We start from the raw sequence: 15,795 nt of genomic DNA, 5'->3' as shown, positions 1-15,795 counted from the left end.
TGACGGTACTGCCGGCGCACTCCGCGGGTGCCACCGTGGCCATCGAATGCAGTCAGAACCAGTCGACCGTCGCAACCACCGTGGTCGCCACCGTCGGCGGAGACGGAACGACGTACTCCGGCGCGGTGAAGCTGCCGTCCTCGGGTACCTGGTACCTGCGCGCGCGGCATGCAGATGCGAACCACTACCCCACGAGCTCGGCGGGATGGCGCCAGGTCTCCGCGCTGGCTCCGCTCTCAGTCCTCACGACGCCGACAGCTCCTCTTCTGGCGAGCACTGCGACGGCGTTCACCTCCACCGGCACGGTGCTGCCGGCGCACTCGGCTGGCGCGACCGTGGCCATCGAGTGCAGCCTGGACCAATCCACTGTGGCGACCACGGTCGTCGCGACAATCGGTGGAGATGGTACGACCTACTCGGGCGCGGTCAAACTGCCGTCCTCGGGCACGTGGTATCTGCGTGCGCACCACGCCGATGCTGACCACTACCCCACAACGTCAGCAGGATGGCGCCAACTTGCCGCGCTTCCGCCGCTGTCTACGCTCACAACCCCCACTGCACCTGCCTCCACCTACACGACGAAGCCGTTCGTGAGTACGGGCACCGCACTTCCGGCTCACTCCGCCGGATCGACCGTGGCAATCGAGTGCAGCCAGGACCAGTCGACGGTGGCGACCACGGTCGTCGCGACAATCGGCGGGGATGGCACCACCTACTCGGCGAACATGCTGCTCGCCACCGCGGGCACATGGTACCTACGCGCGCGGCACGCCGACGCGGCACACTATCCCACCACCAGTGCGGGCTGGCGCACCATCTCGGTGACGGTGCCACCGCTCGCCTCGCTTGTGACGACACCGACGTCCCCGGTCGACGTGAACACCACCGCACCGTTCGTGAGCACGGGCACCGTGTTGCCGTCGCACGCTCCGGGTGCCCCGGTCGAGATCCAGTGCTCGCGCGACGGATCGACGGTAACGACCACTGTGCCCGGGACGATCGGCGGGGACGGCACGACCTACTCGGCAACGGTTCACCTTAGCGCGGCGGGTGTCTGGTACATCCGGACGCGTCACCTCGACGAGGAGCACGCCGCGACAGACTCGGGATGGCGCGTCATCAACGTCACGCAGTCCCCGCACGCTGACCTTGTCACCGCGCCCACGGTGCCCGCAACGACGATCTACCTCACGACGACGTTCACCACGACCGGGACCCTGCTTCCGGCTCATGCGCCGGGCGCACTAGTGCAGATCCAGTGCTCGCAGAATCAGTCGACGATCGCCACGACCGTTGCGGCGACGATCGGCGCAGACGGCACGACCTACGCGACCACCCTGCGCCTCGCGCCGAAGGGCACTTGGTATCTCAGGGCACGCCATGCGGATTCCGATCACGAAGAGACGTTCTCGGATTGGTCGTCGCTCGAAGTGGTTCGCCCGCTGGCGGACGCGCTGTCGGCGCCGTCGACCCCGGGGGTCGTCGATAGTGGTCTGAGCTTCCAGAGCACAGGAACGCTCCTGCCCGCCCACACACCTGGTGCGGTCGTCGAGATCGTGGCGACGCTCGATGGTTCGAGCGTGGTCGCCACTACCGCCGCCACGGTTGGCGGCAACGGCACCACGTACACCGGCAACCTCTCGCTCCCGAACGTGGGAACGTGGTCGCTGCATGCCCGTCATGACGACTTCGACCACGCAGAGACGCTTTCGACGGCCTCGTCGGTGCAGGTCAGGACGCCACAGCCGGGGCTTGGCGCACCTGCCGGGCGAAGCGTTACGACCTACATGTGGTCGCTGTTCTCGACGTCCGGGACATTCTCTCCGGTTCCCGCAGTCAACACACCTGTTGTCCTGGAGATCAGCCGAGACAAGACGACGACGCATTCCACGCTGAGCGGATCGGCCTTGGCAGGCGCAACCTCGTACAGCGTCGGCGGCATCAAGCTGCCGAGTGCGGGCGCGTGGTATGTGCGTGCGCGCAGCACCGACGAGTGGTCTCGAGTCTCCTACTCGCCGTGGACGACGATCACCATCTCGACCAGCGTCAGTCTCGGCGCGCCTCAGCCTCGGTCGACGATGACCCGCAACAAGACCTACTCGGTGAGCGGGACGCTCAAGCCTCGCCACACATCGACCTACCTGAGCGTCAGGGCGTACCGCTGGAGCGGGAAGTCCTGGGTCTACAAGAAGTCGTACTCCGTGCGCACCACGACCGTGGGGCAGCCGGTCGACACCACCAAGTACACGGCGTCGGTCAAGCTCACGCAAAGCGGCAGCTGGAGGCTGAAGGTTCGCCACCTCACACACGCCGGCGAGCCGACGCAGTACAGTGGCTACAGTAGAACCATCAAGGTGAAGTAGCCACGGAGTCCAGATGAGCGCACTATGAGGCCCCGGGCGATATGACGCACGGGGCCTTTACACTCGCGAGATGCGTGAGGGTGCGGATCGGGGAACAACCCCCTAAGGGGTGCACGCGCAGAGAACGGGAGAGGGCACGTGAGCCTTCGCACGGCACTTGCTGCGTTGCCCGATGACCGGTCGACGGTCCATGTCGCCCGAGAGCTTGTCGCGTGCTTTGCGACGCACGCAGGGGAGCCCATGCAGGCAGGACGATTGAGTCGTGCGACGTGCCTCGACCTCGATCGCGTGGTCCCTGTGCTCAAGGCTTTGGTCGCTGCTGCCGTGATAGACTGCGACGGCAATGTGAGCGAGGCGCCATGCACCTATCAGCCGGATCCCGTCTTGCGGCTTGAGGTCGAGAGGTACCTGCGAGCAGGCGATCAGGGCTCCGCCCGAATGCAGAGCAGCCTCGGACGCTTCCGCGGCCGTCTCAGCCGAGACTGACCATCCCTGAAAGGCACGGCCAGATGAAACCTGTACGAGTCGGTGACCGTGGCCCCGCTGTCGAGGACATCCAGCGGCGCCTACTGGCGCTCGGTTACGACTTGGGCCGCACGGGGGTGGACGGCGTGTTTCTCGGCGAGACAACTCACGCCGTTCAGTCATTCCAGCTCAAGCATGGGCTCGAAGAAGACGGCCTGGTGGGCGACCGGACCTGGTCCGCGCTCGTCGACGCCAGCTTTGCCCTCGGCGACCGCATGCTGTATCTGCGCTTGCCCCACTTCCACGGCCATGATGTGACCGTTCTTCAGCAGGCGCTCAACGCGCTCGGTTTCGCCTGTGGTGCCGTTGACGGGATTCTGGGCTCATTCACCGAGCGGGCGCTTCGCGAATTCCAGCGTAATGCCGGGCTCAACATCGATGGGATCGTAGGCCCCAACACGGTTCGCACTATCACCAACCTTCGGCACGTATGGCTCGGCAAGGACGCCAACTCGCACTCGGGCGCGCGGACGGCGCCGGCGCGCGCGGTCGAGGTTCTGGAGCGCGCATGGATCGCGGTGGCCGGAGATGACGCGGCAGGCGAAGAAGTCGCTCGTCGGCTCGTGAATCTGGCCCACGCGAGTACCGAGCGCGCACAGCTCCACGGGCACGTCGAGGGCGAGCAGGTACCGCGTGGCGGGGTCGTCATGCGCGTGTGCTGCGGCGGCTCGGCGCGTGCCGAGCCCGGTCGCCCCGTCGTTCACGTATCGGGACACGACGGCCTTGTCGCACGGCTTCTCACTGCGCTTGAGGCCGCCGCCGGACAGCCCCGTGAGGTGGTCATCGAGTTCGAGCCACAGCTGTGCGGAACCGAGTTGGCGGACCAGCAAGCGGCGGTTCTGCTCCTCGACGCGGTGTGTGCGGCGTTCGACTGAGAACCCGTATCCGTGGTAAGATTCTTCGGTATTGTGCCCCGCACGCAGGGAGAATCAACTGAGTATCCGCATCAGGACGTACCTCGCGCTGCTATTCGCGGCCGTGCTTGTCCTTGCCGCAATGCCCGCCAGCGCGACTCCGTCCAAGTCCGCGAAGATGGCGCAGGCGCGCGCGGTCAAGGCTCAGATCGATCGTCTCAACAACCAGCTCGACGTCGCCAACGAGAACTACAACGAGGCGGCCGTCAAGCACCGCGCTCTGGTCGCCCAGAAGCGCGCGGCTCAGCGTCGCGAGACCAAGGCCAAGAAGCGCATCAACGTGCTCTCCCGTCATCTCGGGACGCGCGCTTCGGATATGTATCGCACCGGTCCGCTCGGCTTCATCGACGTGCTCCTTGGAGCGAAGTCCTTCGACGAGCTCGCGACGACCTGGGACATCCTCAAGGAGCTCAACGAGGACGACGCCGAGGCCATTGGCGAGATGAAGGTCGCGAAGGCCGAAGCCGCTGCTGCCCGCAAGGTGTTCACCACCAAGGAGCGCGCTGCCGCCAAGCAGGTCAGCGTCATGGCTGCACAGACCGCCTCGTTCAAGCGCGTGAAGGCTGAGAAGGCGTCGAAGCTCAACGGTATCGAGGCGGAGATTCGCGCGCTCGAGGCCGCGGAAGAGGCAGCCGCTCGCGCCAGCAGCGGTGGCGGCGGTTCTGACGGCGGCAACTGGCCGAACCCCACCATCCCTGCGCACGGCAGCGTCGTCACCTACGTCAAGTCGCGCCTGGGCCTGCCCTACGTGTGGGCCGCCTCTGGTCCCCGCTCGTTCGACTGCTCCGGGCTGACGATGTGGGCGTACCGCCAGATCGGCATTCGCCTCCCGCACTCCTCGCGCGCCCAGATCAACGTGGGCCAGCGTGTGTCTCGGGCAAACATCCAGCCCGGTGACCTCGTGTTCTTTGGCTCGCCGATCCACCATGTCGGCATGTACGTCGGTGGCGGCATGATGATTCATGCGCCGCACTCAGGCGATGTCGTCAAGTACGCCCCGGCATTCCGAGGCGACTACGTGGGCGCTTCGCGTCCCTAGACCGCTCACGGGACCATATGCGATCACGAACCCCTGTCACTCATGGTGGCGGGGGTTCTTGTATTGGTGCGGGGTGCGCGGGCGGGTAGACTAGGGTGACCGCAACCGGCTAGTGGGGGATGGCGCACGATGGCTGAGATCGACGGCCTGCTCAAGCTCATGACCGACCGAGGCGCCTCCGACCTGCACATCAAGGTCGGTTCGCCGCCGGCACTGCGAATCGCCTCGCGTCTTGCGGTGATGTCCGAGATCGCGACCCTCACCGCCGAGCAGACCATGATGCTGGCCGTAGGGATGATGAACGAGCGCCAGCGCGAGCAGTTCGACGCGGGCAAGGAGGTCGACTTCGCCTACGAGCTGGCGGGTGTCGGCCGATTCCGCGTCAACGCGTTCCGCCAGCGCGGGACCGCGGGCATGACGCTGCGCCGAGTGACAACCGAGCAGCTCAGTGTCGAGGACCTGGGGCTGCCCCCGGTGATCAGGCGTCTTGCCGATGAGTCCCGTGGGTTGGTACTCGTAACGGGTACGGCCGGTTCGGGCAAGACCACCACGCTCGCATCGATGATCGACCACATCAACGCAACGCGAGAAGGTCACATCGTCACCGTCGAGGACCCGATCGAGGTCATGCACACGGACAAGCGCTGCATCGTGAACCAGCGTGAGATCGGCATCGACACCGAGAGCTACGCCGAGGCTCTGCGTCACGTGGTGCGCCAAGACCCCGACGTGGTCTTCATCGGCGAGATGCGCGACTTCGACACGGTGTCGGCGGCGCTGACCGCGGCGGAGATCGGAAACCTCGTACTCTCGACGCTTCATACCATCGACGCCACCGAGACCATCAACCGAGTCATCGACTTCTTCCCGCCACACCAGCAGCAGCAGGTTCGCCTGATGCTGGGCTCGACCCTCAAGGGAATCGTCTCACTGCGCCTCATCCCTTCGGTGCAAGGTGGCCTCGTGCCGGCAGTCGAGGTGCTCGTCATGACCGGTACGATCCGCGAGTACATCGTCGATCCGGACAAGACGTATCTGATCCGAGACGCGATGGAAGAGGGCATGTACTACGGCATGCAGACCTTCGATCAGTCGCTGCTGCGGCTGTATCAGGACGGACGCATCACGCTTGATGACGCCGTGGCGATGGCGCACAACGCTCACGACTTCAAGATCAAGGTTCGGCAACTGGGAGTGGACGCGGCCGCGGTTCAGGACAGCGGGATCTACTAGCGGGCTGCCGTTTCGGGCGTCTGGGTGCTGCGCCGTCGAGCGCGTAGTTGGATCGCACGGGCGGTGAACGCCCCCAATGCCGCGCCAACTGTGTCGACGATCCAGTCGAGCACGTCCGGGTTTCGCAGCGGCACGAAGCGCTGGTGGAATTCGTCGCTGACCCCGTAGGCCGATGCGATAAGGAGCGCAATCGCCACGACGCGCCATCCCCGCGAGCGGGAGTCGAGCGCCCAGACGAGCAGCGCGCCGAGGATGAAGTACTCGCCAAGGTGGCCCTGCCACGAGTATCCGCCCGGGAGCGTGGACCCCGGTCGAGCCGACACCGCGAAGATGACGCCGGCCCACGCTACGGTGAGGATCCAAGCGAGTATGCGGATGATGCGGTGTCGCACGACGGCTCGATTCCTTGCTGTGGAGACGGTGCGACGAGTCTACCCTGTCGCCTTGACGCAGACGAGTGCGCTCTGGGAGTGTGGGCGGGTGTCCTGATGGCTGGCCGGTGAACCGAGGTAGCGTGAAACGCAGGGGCTCGTTGGTGGCGGTGATCGTCTCGGCGGCGTGCTTCGGGACGCTGGCGGTGCTGACGCCTCTTGCGTATGCTGCCGGCGCCGAACCCCTTCCGCTGCTCTCGTGGCGCTTCCTCTTCGCGGCGCTCCTGCTTGCTGGCCTGGTTGCGGCGAGGCGTCCGGCGGATCTGATCCCCGGACCCGGCGACCTCGGTCGCTACGCGGCGCTGGCGCTTACCGGCTACGGAGCGGCCTCGGTCTGCTTCTTCTTTGCGCTCCAATACGCCGATGCCTCCGTCGTCGGCGTGTTGCTCTACGCGTATCCGGCGCTTGTGACCGTGGCGAGCTGGGTGTTCCTCGGCGAGAAGGCGACCTGGCAGCGTGGCCTGGCGGTGCTCGTGACGTTCGTGGGGTGTGCGCTCGTCGTCGGATTGTTCGGCGGTACCGCCCGAGTTCAGACGCCTGGGATTCTCTTGGGTCTCGGCGCAGCGGTGGGGTACACGCTCTTCAACCTGCTGTCGCATCGTTGGCTGCCGGGCCGATCGCAGCTCGTGATGATGGGCTACACCTTCGGGATCGCCGCTATCGGCGTCTCGGTCATCTGCGTCGCCGGAGCGTTCCTGCAGCTCCCGCCCGGGGCAATCGGCGTGAGGCTCTCGGGCGCGGTCGCGTCGTTGTCGCCCTCCGCATGGCAACCAAGCGCGTGGGTGCTCCTTGCGGCAATCGTGGCAATCCCCACGTTCGCAGCCGTGGTGCTGTACCTCGAGGGCATCCGAGGGCTCGGCCCCTCACAGGCCGCCGTCATCTCCACCCTCGAGCCACTGTTCACCATCGCGCTCGCGGCGGCGGTACTCGGTGAGCGTCTGTTGCCGATACAGTGGCTCGGCGCGGTGTTCGTGCTCGCGGGAGTCGTGTTCGCCGAGACGAGTGCTCGACGCGTCGAGCAACCGGCGGCGTTCTAGCTCAGGCCGGCGACGACGGCGACCAGCATGTTGCGGGCGAGCCAGCCGCCCGCGACGACGACCGCCTGCAGCCCCCATGCGAGTGCGATCGCGCGAAGCACCGGCTCGCGAGCGTGCCCTGCTCGGAGGAGCGAAGCGCCCGTCATTGCCGCTGCCCCAAGCCACGCGATCAGCCGCAACTCGGGAGTGAGTGCGATGGCGTACACCGTCAGTCCCCGCGCGAGTGAGCCCCGCAAGGCGGCGCTGTCGTCGGTGGCGACGTCGGGAAGCGCCCGCCGCATCACGAACCATCGGATGGCCGCCCACATGAAGCTCGCAACGCCCGCGAGCGCCGCCGCTCGGCGGTCGAGGGTCGTCGACACGAGCAAGACGCCGCCCACTGCGCCTGCAGCAAGTGCCGCCGTGCCCACCCACACACTCACGGGGTGACGTACGTCGGTGAGGGCGTGTGCTGCGAGAAGGTCATGCGCCCACGTGAAGGCTCGCTGTGCGAGACCCGCGATGGTTCTCGCTGCATCCACGATGGCGCGAACAAGCCCGGCGAGTGCCAACCGCCACCAGAGCAGCCAACGCCGCACGGGGTGGGTGTCGTGAGATGCCGCGGGTGAGGGTGCGGATGGTTGCCGTGCTACCATTAACGTTGCTTTCGAAGACGATCGGGACGCGCGCTTACGCGCTTGCGTCCCCCGCAAGGCGAGGTACGTTCGCCAGTGTACTCGACCCAAGAAACAGGGGGACGCCGGAAGCGGCTCGCCACGCGGGCTGCAGTCGTCCTAATGGCGTCCGCGGTGGTCCTTGCGATCATCACCGTCTCGCTTCTCGCGTTCGCCTTCTACCTCGACAGCGTGGCGAAGAGTCTGCCCGACATGCGAGCAGCACTCGACACGATCATCACCGAACAGACCACGGTCGTGTACGCCGCCGACGGCACGAAGCTCGCCGAGTGGCATGGCGAACAGGATCGGACCGTCGTCCCGTACGAGGACATCCCGCTCTACTTGCGTGACGCGGTCGTGGCGGTCGAGGACAAGCGGTTCTACGAGCATCACGGCATCGACCCGAGCGGCATCTTGCGCGCGCTGAAGGCAAACACCGAGAGCGGCAAGGTCGAGCAGGGTGGCAGCACGATCACGCAGCAGGTGGTCAAGAACCTGTTCACCAACGGGCGGCGGACGATGCTGCGAAAGGTCCAGGAGGCCCTGATGGCGAACGCCCTCGAGGCGCGCGCCGACAAGGCGAAGGTGATGGAGCTCTACCTCAACACCGTGTATCTCGGTCGTGGGTACTACGGGGTGGAGAGCGCTGCGCGACGCTACTTCGGCAAGCCCGCGCGGGAGTTGACTCTCGCCGAGTCCGCGACGATCGCGGGCATCATCAAGTCCCCCACGCGGTACTGCCCCCTCGACAATCCCGACGCCGCGCGCATCCGTCGCGATCTGGTGCTCAATCAGATGGCTGAGCAGCGATTCATCACGAAGAGTCAGTTGCGCGAGGCCGAGCAGCAGCCCATCGTGATCGCCCCGGAACCGGCCCCCTCTGACATTGCGCCCTACTTCGTCGAGTACGTGAAGCAGGACCTGATCGCTCGGTTCGGCGCCCAGCGCGTCTACACCGGTGGCCTGCAGGTCTACACCTCGCTCGATCCGGCCATGCAGAAACTCGCCGAGAAGGCCGCGGCCCGGCTCTCGCAGAAGGGCGACCCGGAGGTGGCCCTCGTAGCGGTTCGCCATTCTGACGGCCAGGTGCTCGCGATGGTGGGCGGGCGCGACTTCTCGGTCAACCAGTTCAATCTGGCTGTGCAGGGTCGACGCCAGCCCGGCTCGGCCTTCAAGCCGTTCGTGCTCGCCGCCGCGCTCCAGAAGGGTATCGGCCCGGCGGCTCGCTACAACGCGGCGCCGTACACCGTGCGAGTCAAGGACGGTATCTGGAACGTGCAGAACTACGAGAACACCATCACTGCCGGCCGAATGACACTCAACGCCGCGACCATGTGGTCGGTCAACGCGGTCTTCGCGCGACTCATCATGCAGATCGGGCCAAACAACGTCGTGCAGATGGCCAAGAAGATGGGGATAACGACGCCACTCGATCCGGACCCTGCGATTGCTCTGGGCGGGCTGCGCATCGGCGTTTCGCCGCTTGAGATGGCGAGCGCGTACGGCACCATCGCCAACGCAGGCATGGCCGTTCGCCCCTCCGGTGTCGAGCGCGTTCTCAACGACGCGGGCGAGATCATCTACGAACCCAACCAGGCGGCGACCAAGGCGATGGACCGGCCGGCCGCCACCATCGAAGCCCGGATGCTGCATGATGTGGTACAGAAGGGCACGGGCGTGAAGGCCAAGATCGGCCCGTGGGCCGCAGGCAAGACCGGGACCACACAGTCGTATCGGGACGCGTGGTTCGTGGGCTGGTCCAGCGGGATCTCGACCGCGGTGTGGGTCGGCCACCGAGACGGGCAGGTCGCCATGACCGATGTCCACGGCACCAAGGTTTCGGGTGGGAGTTTCCCCGCGATGATCTGGGCCGACTTCATGAAGGGCGCCGTCAGACTGCCGGCACCACCCACCGATCTGCCCTGACAGGGGCAGTCGACGAAAGGGCCTCGTGGACCACTACCGCAGACTTCAAGTCACACGCGACGCGGATCCCGCGGTCATCGAGCGCGCGTACAAGGCGCTCAGTCTCAAGTACCACCCCGATCACGCACCGGTGGCGCAGCGCGACAAGGCGACGCGGCGGATGCAGATGCTCAACGAATCCTACCGGGTGCTCAAGGACCCGATGCAGCGGCGTCAGTACGACGCGACCCTGCCGCCTGAGGTGGGCGAGAGCGGGTGGGATCAGTTCTGGGAGCGCGGGCTCGTCGGGCTGTTCACCGACAAGTTCGGCCGGATCCCGCGGCGGTAGCCTAGCGGGAGCGCGTCATCAGGCGGGCGAGCGGCGGCACCTTGAGCCCGATGACCTGCGGCGGACACAGTTCCTGACAGCAGTAGCAGCGAATGCATGTGCTGTGGTCGAACGCAGGGCCATCGTCGCCCACGACAATCGCGTTCACAGGGCAGCTCTCCTCGCAGCGCTTGCATCGCGTGCACTGCTCGCCGCGTTCCAGCACCGGTCGTGCTGTCGTCCACGTTCGCAGACGCTTGCCCAGCCAGGGCGGCATACCCGCCGAGATGTCCTTCGCCGGCAGCGCGAACCCCTCGGGCGCTCGCGAGCGCCAGTCAACGCCGAGCACCTCGACCTCATCGGTGGATGAGGGGCCGAGCCCGCGGCGTGCCGCGGCCTTGTTGGAGTAGACCTCCATGGGGTCGAGCCCTGCCATCGCTGAGGCGATGACGTCCAAGGAGACGCTGTCCGCGGATGCGAGAAGCACTCCGACGGCTCGGGGAGTGCCGCCGGCAGGACCGTCGCCTTCCATGCCCACGATGGCGTCCATGATGGCCAGTTTCGGCTTGCACGCGATCATGAGGTCGATGAGCATGCTGCCGAAGTCGTCGCGATCGGGCACCTTCACGTGGTACTGCGCCTTCTCCAGCCCCGGGATGCATCCGAACAGGTTCTTCACGGCACCGGTGAACATCATGAAGCCGTGGGTCTTGAACTTGGGCAACGTGATGAGCACGTCGGTTTCGGCGACGGCGCGTCCGATGGTGAACGTGCCGTACAGGCTGCCGGTTCCCGATGAGACGCGCACGCACTCGTCGTCGAGCAGAAGCAGGTCGACGCCCTCATCGGCGCACACCGCTTCAATCCCGGAGTCGCGCTTCACGCCGCGCCACATGCCGGCGGTGTTCGGGCCGCCGGGGCTGTCGGCGACCGATACGAGTCCGCCGCAGGCGCGAGCGGAGCGGATTGCCGCCCGTACCACCTCGGGATGCGTGGTCACGGCACGCTCGGGAAGTGCCTTCGAGAGCAGATTGACCTTGAGCAGGACCGTCTGTCCCGGAGACACGAACGCCGCCATTCCCCCGAGAGGGGCAAGGGCGGCGTCGAGTGCAGATTGAACCTCTGCGGGGTCGTACGTCTCACATGCGGCGATGCTCACTGGCTCCATTGGGTCAGTCTAGCGTACTGCCGCAGGTACTCGTTCTACTCGGCGGAAGCGGGCTCGCGCTCGAGGAGCTTGTTGCTGACCAGCCTCATGATGGCGGGGTAGCTCACCGCTCCGTCGTACACGGGGACACCATCCATCACCGTGACGGGGTAGAGCAGGCCCCGGTTGTCGATCTCCTCGATGACGGCAGGAAACGCGGCCTTTACCTCTGGCGACTGAACATCGTAGTAGATGACGCGGGTGTCGTCACCGAAGCGTCGTTCCATCTCGGCTCGGACGATTGACGTGATCTCCTCCGGAGACCAGGAGGGGCCTCAACCACCGGAGTAGCACGCGGTCTGCGCGGGGAGGTCGAAGACCTCGATCACGATAGGATCTGACACGGTGACCCCTCTCATTTGAACTTGACGGCGCCCATGGGGCAGACACGAATGCACGCACCGCATCCGGTGCACTTCTCTTCGATGACCTTAAAGCCTCCGTCAGCGGGAACAATGGCTCCAGCGGGGCAGCTCCTCCGCGAAGGGCAGCCGGGATTTCGGTCGCAACGGGACTGATCGATTGTGACAGTAGTCATGCGCTTCTTCCTGAGTCGCAGATCATGCGGCACGAGCCGCCCGACACCCGAATAATACCCCAAGGGGTATAAGAAGCGCAACTGTGCCTCGTGACCTCTCGCTGGTAGGATGTCGGCAAGATGCAATACGGGGTTGGCGATGAGGGGTTGCGCGCTATGGCGATTGCAGGGGGAAGCTCACGGCGGCTCCGATGGGTGATGGTGGGATCGGGACTGTTTCTCGGGTTCATCTTCCCGTTTGTAGCACTGATCTTCGTCTCTCCCAGGAGCACCATCGGGTTTGCGGTGTTCGTGGGCATGTGTCTGGGTGCCGGTGGCTTCATGGGATGGCTGTGCGACTCGCTTGCGGAGCGCGCTTCGCAGAAGGCGATCGCCGGGGCGCTTGAGCAGGCTCGGACACGCCTCGGCGTGGATATCAGGGTCGAAAACGCCGACCTCGACACGATGACAGCCGAGTTCGAGCGGGTGTTCCGGGATGTCTCGGGCGTGCTCACTCGCGCACGAATGGTCAACAGCGAGTTGCGGGCTTTGACCGCCCAGGCCCTCACGGCGACCGAGGAGCAGGCGAGCGGGGCGGCCGAGCAGGCTGCAGCCGTCACGCAGACGTCCGCGACGGTCGAGGAGCTCGCACAGACGTCGCGTCAGATCGCTGAGAACTCGCAGGCTGTGGCGGCGATCGCCGAGCGCACGCTTGCATCGGCCGAGGAGGGCATGTCGACGGTTGCCGACACAGCCGATGGCATCGAGGAGATCCGCGAGAGCACGCAGGCGGCATCCGACCGCATCCTCGCACTGGGCGAGCGCAGCCAGGAGATCGGCCGGGTGCTCGTGATCATCGACGACATCGCCGAGCAGACCAAGATTCTCGCACTCAACGCGGCCATCGAGGCCGCTCGAGCAGGGGAGGCCGGCAAAGGATTCGCGGTCGTGGCCGAAGAGATCCGCAAGCTCGCCGAGTCCGTCACGGAGTCGACCTCTGAGATCGGACGAGTCGTTCGAGAGATCCAGAGCTCGACGGCCTCGCTGGTCATGTCCACTGAAAAGGCGAGCCGGAAGGTCGATGAGGGCAAGGTCCTCGCAGGCCACACGGCCGAGTCGCTCGGGCGCATCGTGCATCAAGTCGAGGAGACCACGGACTCGGCCAAGCAGATATCCATTGCGACGCAGCAGCAGCGCACCGCCTCTGACCAGGTCGTTGTCTCGATGCGCGAGATGGCGCAGGTAGCGCGTCAGTCCGCGGAAGCGTCTCGCCAGATACAGGCCGCGATCCTCGAGCTCAACGAGCTTGCGGACTCGCTTGACCTGCGCTGAGGCGCCACGCGGAGTGCTCTCGAGCTTGCAGGACGTGCGGGCGATACGTCGAAAGCCGTTCATGTCCGCTATGAACGTTACGCGCACCTTATTGTGAGGGTGGGTTCGTTCATATATCTTTCTTAAAGACAAGGTTGGGGGAGCCCGTCTCCCTGCACGCATGGGTTTGTGCCGATCAAGCAAGGAGAGTGCGTATGGCGAAGATCTCCCTGGCCGGATTCAAGGATCCGGTCCGCCGCCCGCGCTATATCATCTGGGCGGCAGTAGCCGTTCTGGTGATCATCGCGGTCATGATTCCCGTGCTGGGGGTGACTTCCACCCGTTGGTTCTGTTCCGAGGGCTGCCACAAGGTCCAGGACGACACGATCATCGCGTATCAGCATTCGAGCCATTCGAACATCAGCTGCATGGCCTGCCATATGCCGGTGAACGCGAATCCTGTGGTCTTTATGCTCCACAAGGCAGAAGCGCTCGGCGAGTTGTACATGACAGTCACGAACAAGTTCGAGCTCCCGCTCAACGGGGAGAGCGAAGTCGCGTTGACGATGACTCCCGACAAGTGCACGCAGTGTCACAACCTGGCCACGCGCCCTGTGACGCCGAGCGCCGGGATGAAGATCAATCACGACAAGCACACGGAGAAGGAAATCGCGTGCACGATCTGCCACAACCGGATCGCGCACACGGAGGACTTCACACCCACGCTCAAGGATCCGAACACCGGCGAGCCCAACCATCCGCATACCAACTTCATGTCGATGGATTCGTGCTTCCGTTGTCATGATCAAGAAGCGGGCGCCGCTCCGGGTGCCTGCATCCTGTGTCATACCACTGGTTTCGAGCTCAAGCCTGATAGCCATGTCGCAGGTGACTTCATGAAGAAGCACGGCGAGATGGCCAAGGAAGCGCTCGCCGAGGTCGAAGAAGTCGAGAAGGAGTTCGGCATCGAGAAGGTCACTCCTGAGGTCAAGATGGAGTGGTCCAAGACCGAGGAGGGCGAGAAGGCTCACGAGCCGCTCGGCGAGAAGCTCATCCCCACGGGCGCCGTCTTCTACTGCGGTACCTGCCACAAGCAGGACTTCTGCACGAACTGCCACGGTACTCAGATGCCTCACTCAGAGACCTTCGTCGAGCCCAAGGACGTCAAGGATCCCGCCGGTCACCCGGCGCAGTCCAAGCTCATCGCCAAGAAGTGCGTGATGTGTCACGGCGACAACGCCAAGACCCACTTCTGCGACGAGTGCCATCACGGCACGAAGGTCGGTCACGAGTACGACGTCAAGAAGCCGTGGGTCAACCAGCACCCGGCCGCTGTCGCTGAGTCCGGTGTGAAGGCGTGCACCGAGAAGTGCCACTCGCCGAAGTTCTGCGTGGACTGCCACTCAAGCAAGCGTGTCTTCCCGTCCTCGCACCGCCAGGGCACCTGGACCCACCCGGCAACGCCGGCGAAGTCCGTCTACGGCAAGAGCGCGGCGGAGGCTAAGGCCAAGCACGCGCTGGCTGCCAAGGATTCGATCGAGTCCTGTGAGGTGTGCCACGGCGCCGGTGGGCTTCAGGCGAAGTTCTGCAAGAGCTGTCACAAGCTCACGCTGCCGCACACCGACGAGTTCAAGAAGTTCCACGGTGCCACCGGTCGCAAGAAGCCGTCGGTCTGCAAGAACTGTCACGGCTTCAAGGAGATGTGCAGCAACTGTCACCACATCGGTTCCTCGAACCGCACGCCGTGGATCAGAGTTCATGGCTCCTCCGTTGCCAAGAATGGTCCGGAGACCTGCATCGAGAAGTGCCACAAGAAGGCCGATTGCCAGAACTGCCACACTCGTCGCAAGGTGGTTCCCGCCTCGCACAAGTCGAGCAAGTTCGTGAAGCGTTCCGGCAAGACGCTGGGCAACCACGCCGCCCTGTACAAGAAGGACAGCTCGATCTGTACCTTCTGCCACAAGGGTGCCGAGGACACGCTGCCGAACTCCAAGTTCTGTCGCGGCTGTCACGGGGTTTCGATCCCGCACGCCATCGACGAGAGCAGCGAGCAGAAGTACGAGCACAAGGCCGGCTTCCAGAAGAAGAAGCTGAAGCGCTCCACCTGTGCTCGTTGCCACGAGACCAAGTTCTGCAACGATTGCCACCATCCCGATGGCGCGAAGTCGACCAAGGTCTGGGTCCACTACCACCCGGCCGTGGTCAAGAAGAACGGCGCGTCGCCGTGCTTCGAGTCGTGCCACCAGGAGACCTTCTGCTCCGACTGTCACGTGAATAGGGCGTCGAGGCTCTAGTAGAGCCGAGACGAGTGCAAGTGCCGGGAGCCCGG

At 65.1% G+C, this 15,795-nt stretch carries 15 protein-coding genes; 10 read left to right on the top strand and 5 right to left on the bottom strand.

What is annotated here, in order from left to right; genetic code table 11:
• Positions 1-35: 35 nt before the first annotated feature.
• The 5 genes from HGB10_10520 (at position 36) to HGB10_10500 (ending at position 6,074) form a co-directional block, all read left to right on the top strand.
• The gene (locus HGB10_10520; GenBank protein ID NTU72233.1) at positions 36-2,363 is read left to right on the top strand and encodes a hypothetical protein; all 2,328 of its coding nucleotides are present in this window, start codon (positions 36-38) and stop codon (positions 2,361-2,363) included.
• Positions 2,364-2,501: 138 nt separating this feature from the next.
• Positions 2,502-2,849 (top strand): hypothetical protein, encoded by a 348-nt coding sequence (locus HGB10_10515; GenBank protein NTU72232.1) that lies wholly within the window; start codon positions 2,502-2,504, stop codon positions 2,847-2,849.
• 23 nt (positions 2,850-2,872) lie between these two features.
• A complete protein-coding gene (locus HGB10_10510) occupies positions 2,873-3,763 on the top strand; it encodes a peptidoglycan-binding protein (GenBank protein ID NTU72231.1) in 891 nt (296 codons plus the stop codon).
• A 31-nt stretch (positions 3,764-3,794) separates the two neighbouring features.
• Positions 3,795-4,841, top strand: coding sequence for a hypothetical protein (locus tag HGB10_10505; protein ID NTU72230.1), 1,047 nt, complete (start codon positions 3,795-3,797; stop codon positions 4,839-4,841).
• Positions 4,842-4,970: 129 nt separating this feature from the next.
• Complete coding sequence (locus HGB10_10500; protein ID NTU72229.1) at positions 4,971-6,074, top strand: PilT/PilU family type 4a pilus ATPase; 1,104 nt, start codon at positions 4,971-4,973, stop codon at positions 6,072-6,074.
• Here HGB10_10500 and vanZ read toward each other — a convergent pair.
• Positions 6,071-6,466 carry a VanZ family protein gene (gene vanZ, locus HGB10_10495; GenBank protein ID NTU72228.1) on the bottom strand — a complete coding sequence of 132 codons (396 nt, stop codon included), beginning with the start codon at positions 6,464-6,466 and terminating at the stop codon, positions 6,071-6,073. The two genes, HGB10_10500 and vanZ, sit on opposite strands and share 4 nt — an antisense overlap.
• 122 nt (positions 6,467-6,588) lie before the next feature.
• Here vanZ and HGB10_10490 point away from each other — a divergent pair, with 122 nt between their 5' ends.
• A complete protein-coding gene (locus HGB10_10490) occupies positions 6,589-7,542 on the top strand; it encodes a DMT family transporter (protein NTU72227.1) in 954 nt (317 codons plus the stop codon).
• Here the strand turns inward: HGB10_10490 and HGB10_10485 are convergent.
• On the bottom strand, positions 7,539-8,177 hold the full coding sequence (locus tag HGB10_10485; GenBank protein ID NTU72226.1) for a hypothetical protein: 639 nt from the start codon (positions 8,175-8,177) through the stop codon (positions 7,539-7,541). The two genes, HGB10_10490 and HGB10_10485, sit on opposite strands and share 4 nt — an antisense overlap.
• Positions 8,178-8,318: 141 nt before the next feature.
• On the opposite strand from HGB10_10485, the gene HGB10_10480 reads away from it, so the two are divergent.
• The gene (locus tag HGB10_10480) at positions 8,319-10,124 is read left to right on the top strand and encodes a PBP1A family penicillin-binding protein (protein ID NTU72225.1); all 1,806 of its coding nucleotides are present in this window, start codon (positions 8,319-8,321) and stop codon (positions 10,122-10,124) included.
• Positions 10,125-10,149: 25 nt separating this feature from the next.
• Positions 10,150-10,452 (top strand): DnaJ domain-containing protein, encoded by a 303-nt coding sequence (locus HGB10_10475; protein ID NTU72224.1) that lies wholly within the window; start codon positions 10,150-10,152, stop codon positions 10,450-10,452.
• Position 10,453: 1 nt separating this feature from the next.
• On the opposite strand, the gene HGB10_10470 is transcribed toward HGB10_10475, so the two are convergent.
• The 3 genes from HGB10_10470 to HGB10_10460 all read right to left on the bottom strand — a co-directional run bounded on the left by HGB10_10470 (position 10,454) and on the right by HGB10_10460 (position 12,176).
• Entirely contained in the window at positions 10,454-11,590 is a 1,137-nt protein-coding gene (locus HGB10_10470) for a DUF362 domain-containing protein (GenBank protein ID NTU72223.1), read from the bottom strand.
• 44 nt (positions 11,591-11,634) lie between these two features.
• Complete coding sequence (locus tag HGB10_10465) at positions 11,635-11,865, bottom strand: hypothetical protein (protein ID NTU72222.1); 231 nt, start codon at positions 11,863-11,865, stop codon at positions 11,635-11,637.
• A 128-nt stretch (positions 11,866-11,993) separates the two neighbouring features.
• The gene (locus tag HGB10_10460) at positions 11,994-12,176 is read right to left on the bottom strand and encodes a 4Fe-4S binding protein (GenBank protein NTU72221.1); all 183 of its coding nucleotides are present in this window, start codon (positions 12,174-12,176) and stop codon (positions 11,994-11,996) included.
• A gap of 156 nt (positions 12,177-12,332) precedes the next feature.
• Between HGB10_10460 and HGB10_10455 the strand changes: the two genes are divergently transcribed.
• Both HGB10_10455 and HGB10_10450 read left to right on the top strand, forming a co-directional pair.
• On the top strand, positions 12,333-13,487 hold the full coding sequence (locus HGB10_10455; GenBank protein ID NTU72220.1) for a methyl-accepting chemotaxis protein: 1,155 nt from the start codon (positions 12,333-12,335) through the stop codon (positions 13,485-13,487).
• Between the two features lie 194 nt (positions 13,488-13,681).
• Positions 13,682-15,760 (top strand): hypothetical protein, encoded by a 2,079-nt coding sequence (locus HGB10_10450; GenBank protein NTU72219.1) that lies wholly within the window; start codon positions 13,682-13,684, stop codon positions 15,758-15,760.
• Positions 15,761-15,795 lie beyond the last annotated feature (35 nt).

This window comes from Coriobacteriia bacterium, from assembly GCA_013334745.1.
Lineage (GTDB): Bacteria > Actinomycetota > Coriobacteriia > Anaerosomatales > JAAXUF01 > JAAXWY01.
Note: the sequence above shows the minus strand (reverse complement) of the source record. Positions and strands in the feature narration are given on the sequence as shown.

Bases quoted from the DNA above. Each gene is read 5' to 3' on its own strand.
- HGB10_10510 (NTU72231.1), top strand. From the start codon at position 2,873: ATGAAACCTGTACGAGTCGGTGACCGTGGCCCCGCTGTCGAGGACATC.
- HGB10_10500 (NTU72229.1), top strand. From the start codon at position 4,971: ATGGCTGAGATCGACGGCCTGCTCAAGCTCATGACCGACCGAGGCGCC.
- HGB10_10485 (NTU72226.1), bottom strand. From the start codon at position 8,177: ATGGTAGCACGGCAACCATCCGCACCCTCACCCGCGGCATCTCACGAC.
- HGB10_10480 (NTU72225.1), top strand. From the start codon at position 8,319: ATGGCGTCCGCGGTGGTCCTTGCGATCATCACCGTCTCGCTTCTCGCG.
- HGB10_10465 (NTU72222.1), bottom strand. From the start codon at position 11,865: ATGGAACGACGCTTCGGTGACGACACCCGCGTCATCTACTACGATGTT.
- HGB10_10460 (NTU72221.1), bottom strand. From the start codon at position 12,176: ATGACTACTGTCACAATCGATCAGTCCCGTTGCGACCGAAATCCCGGC.
- HGB10_10455 (NTU72220.1), top strand. From the start codon at position 12,333: ATGGCGATTGCAGGGGGAAGCTCACGGCGGCTCCGATGGGTGATGGTG.
- HGB10_10450 (NTU72219.1), top strand. From the start codon at position 13,682: ATGGCGAAGATCTCCCTGGCCGGATTCAAGGATCCGGTCCGCCGCCCG.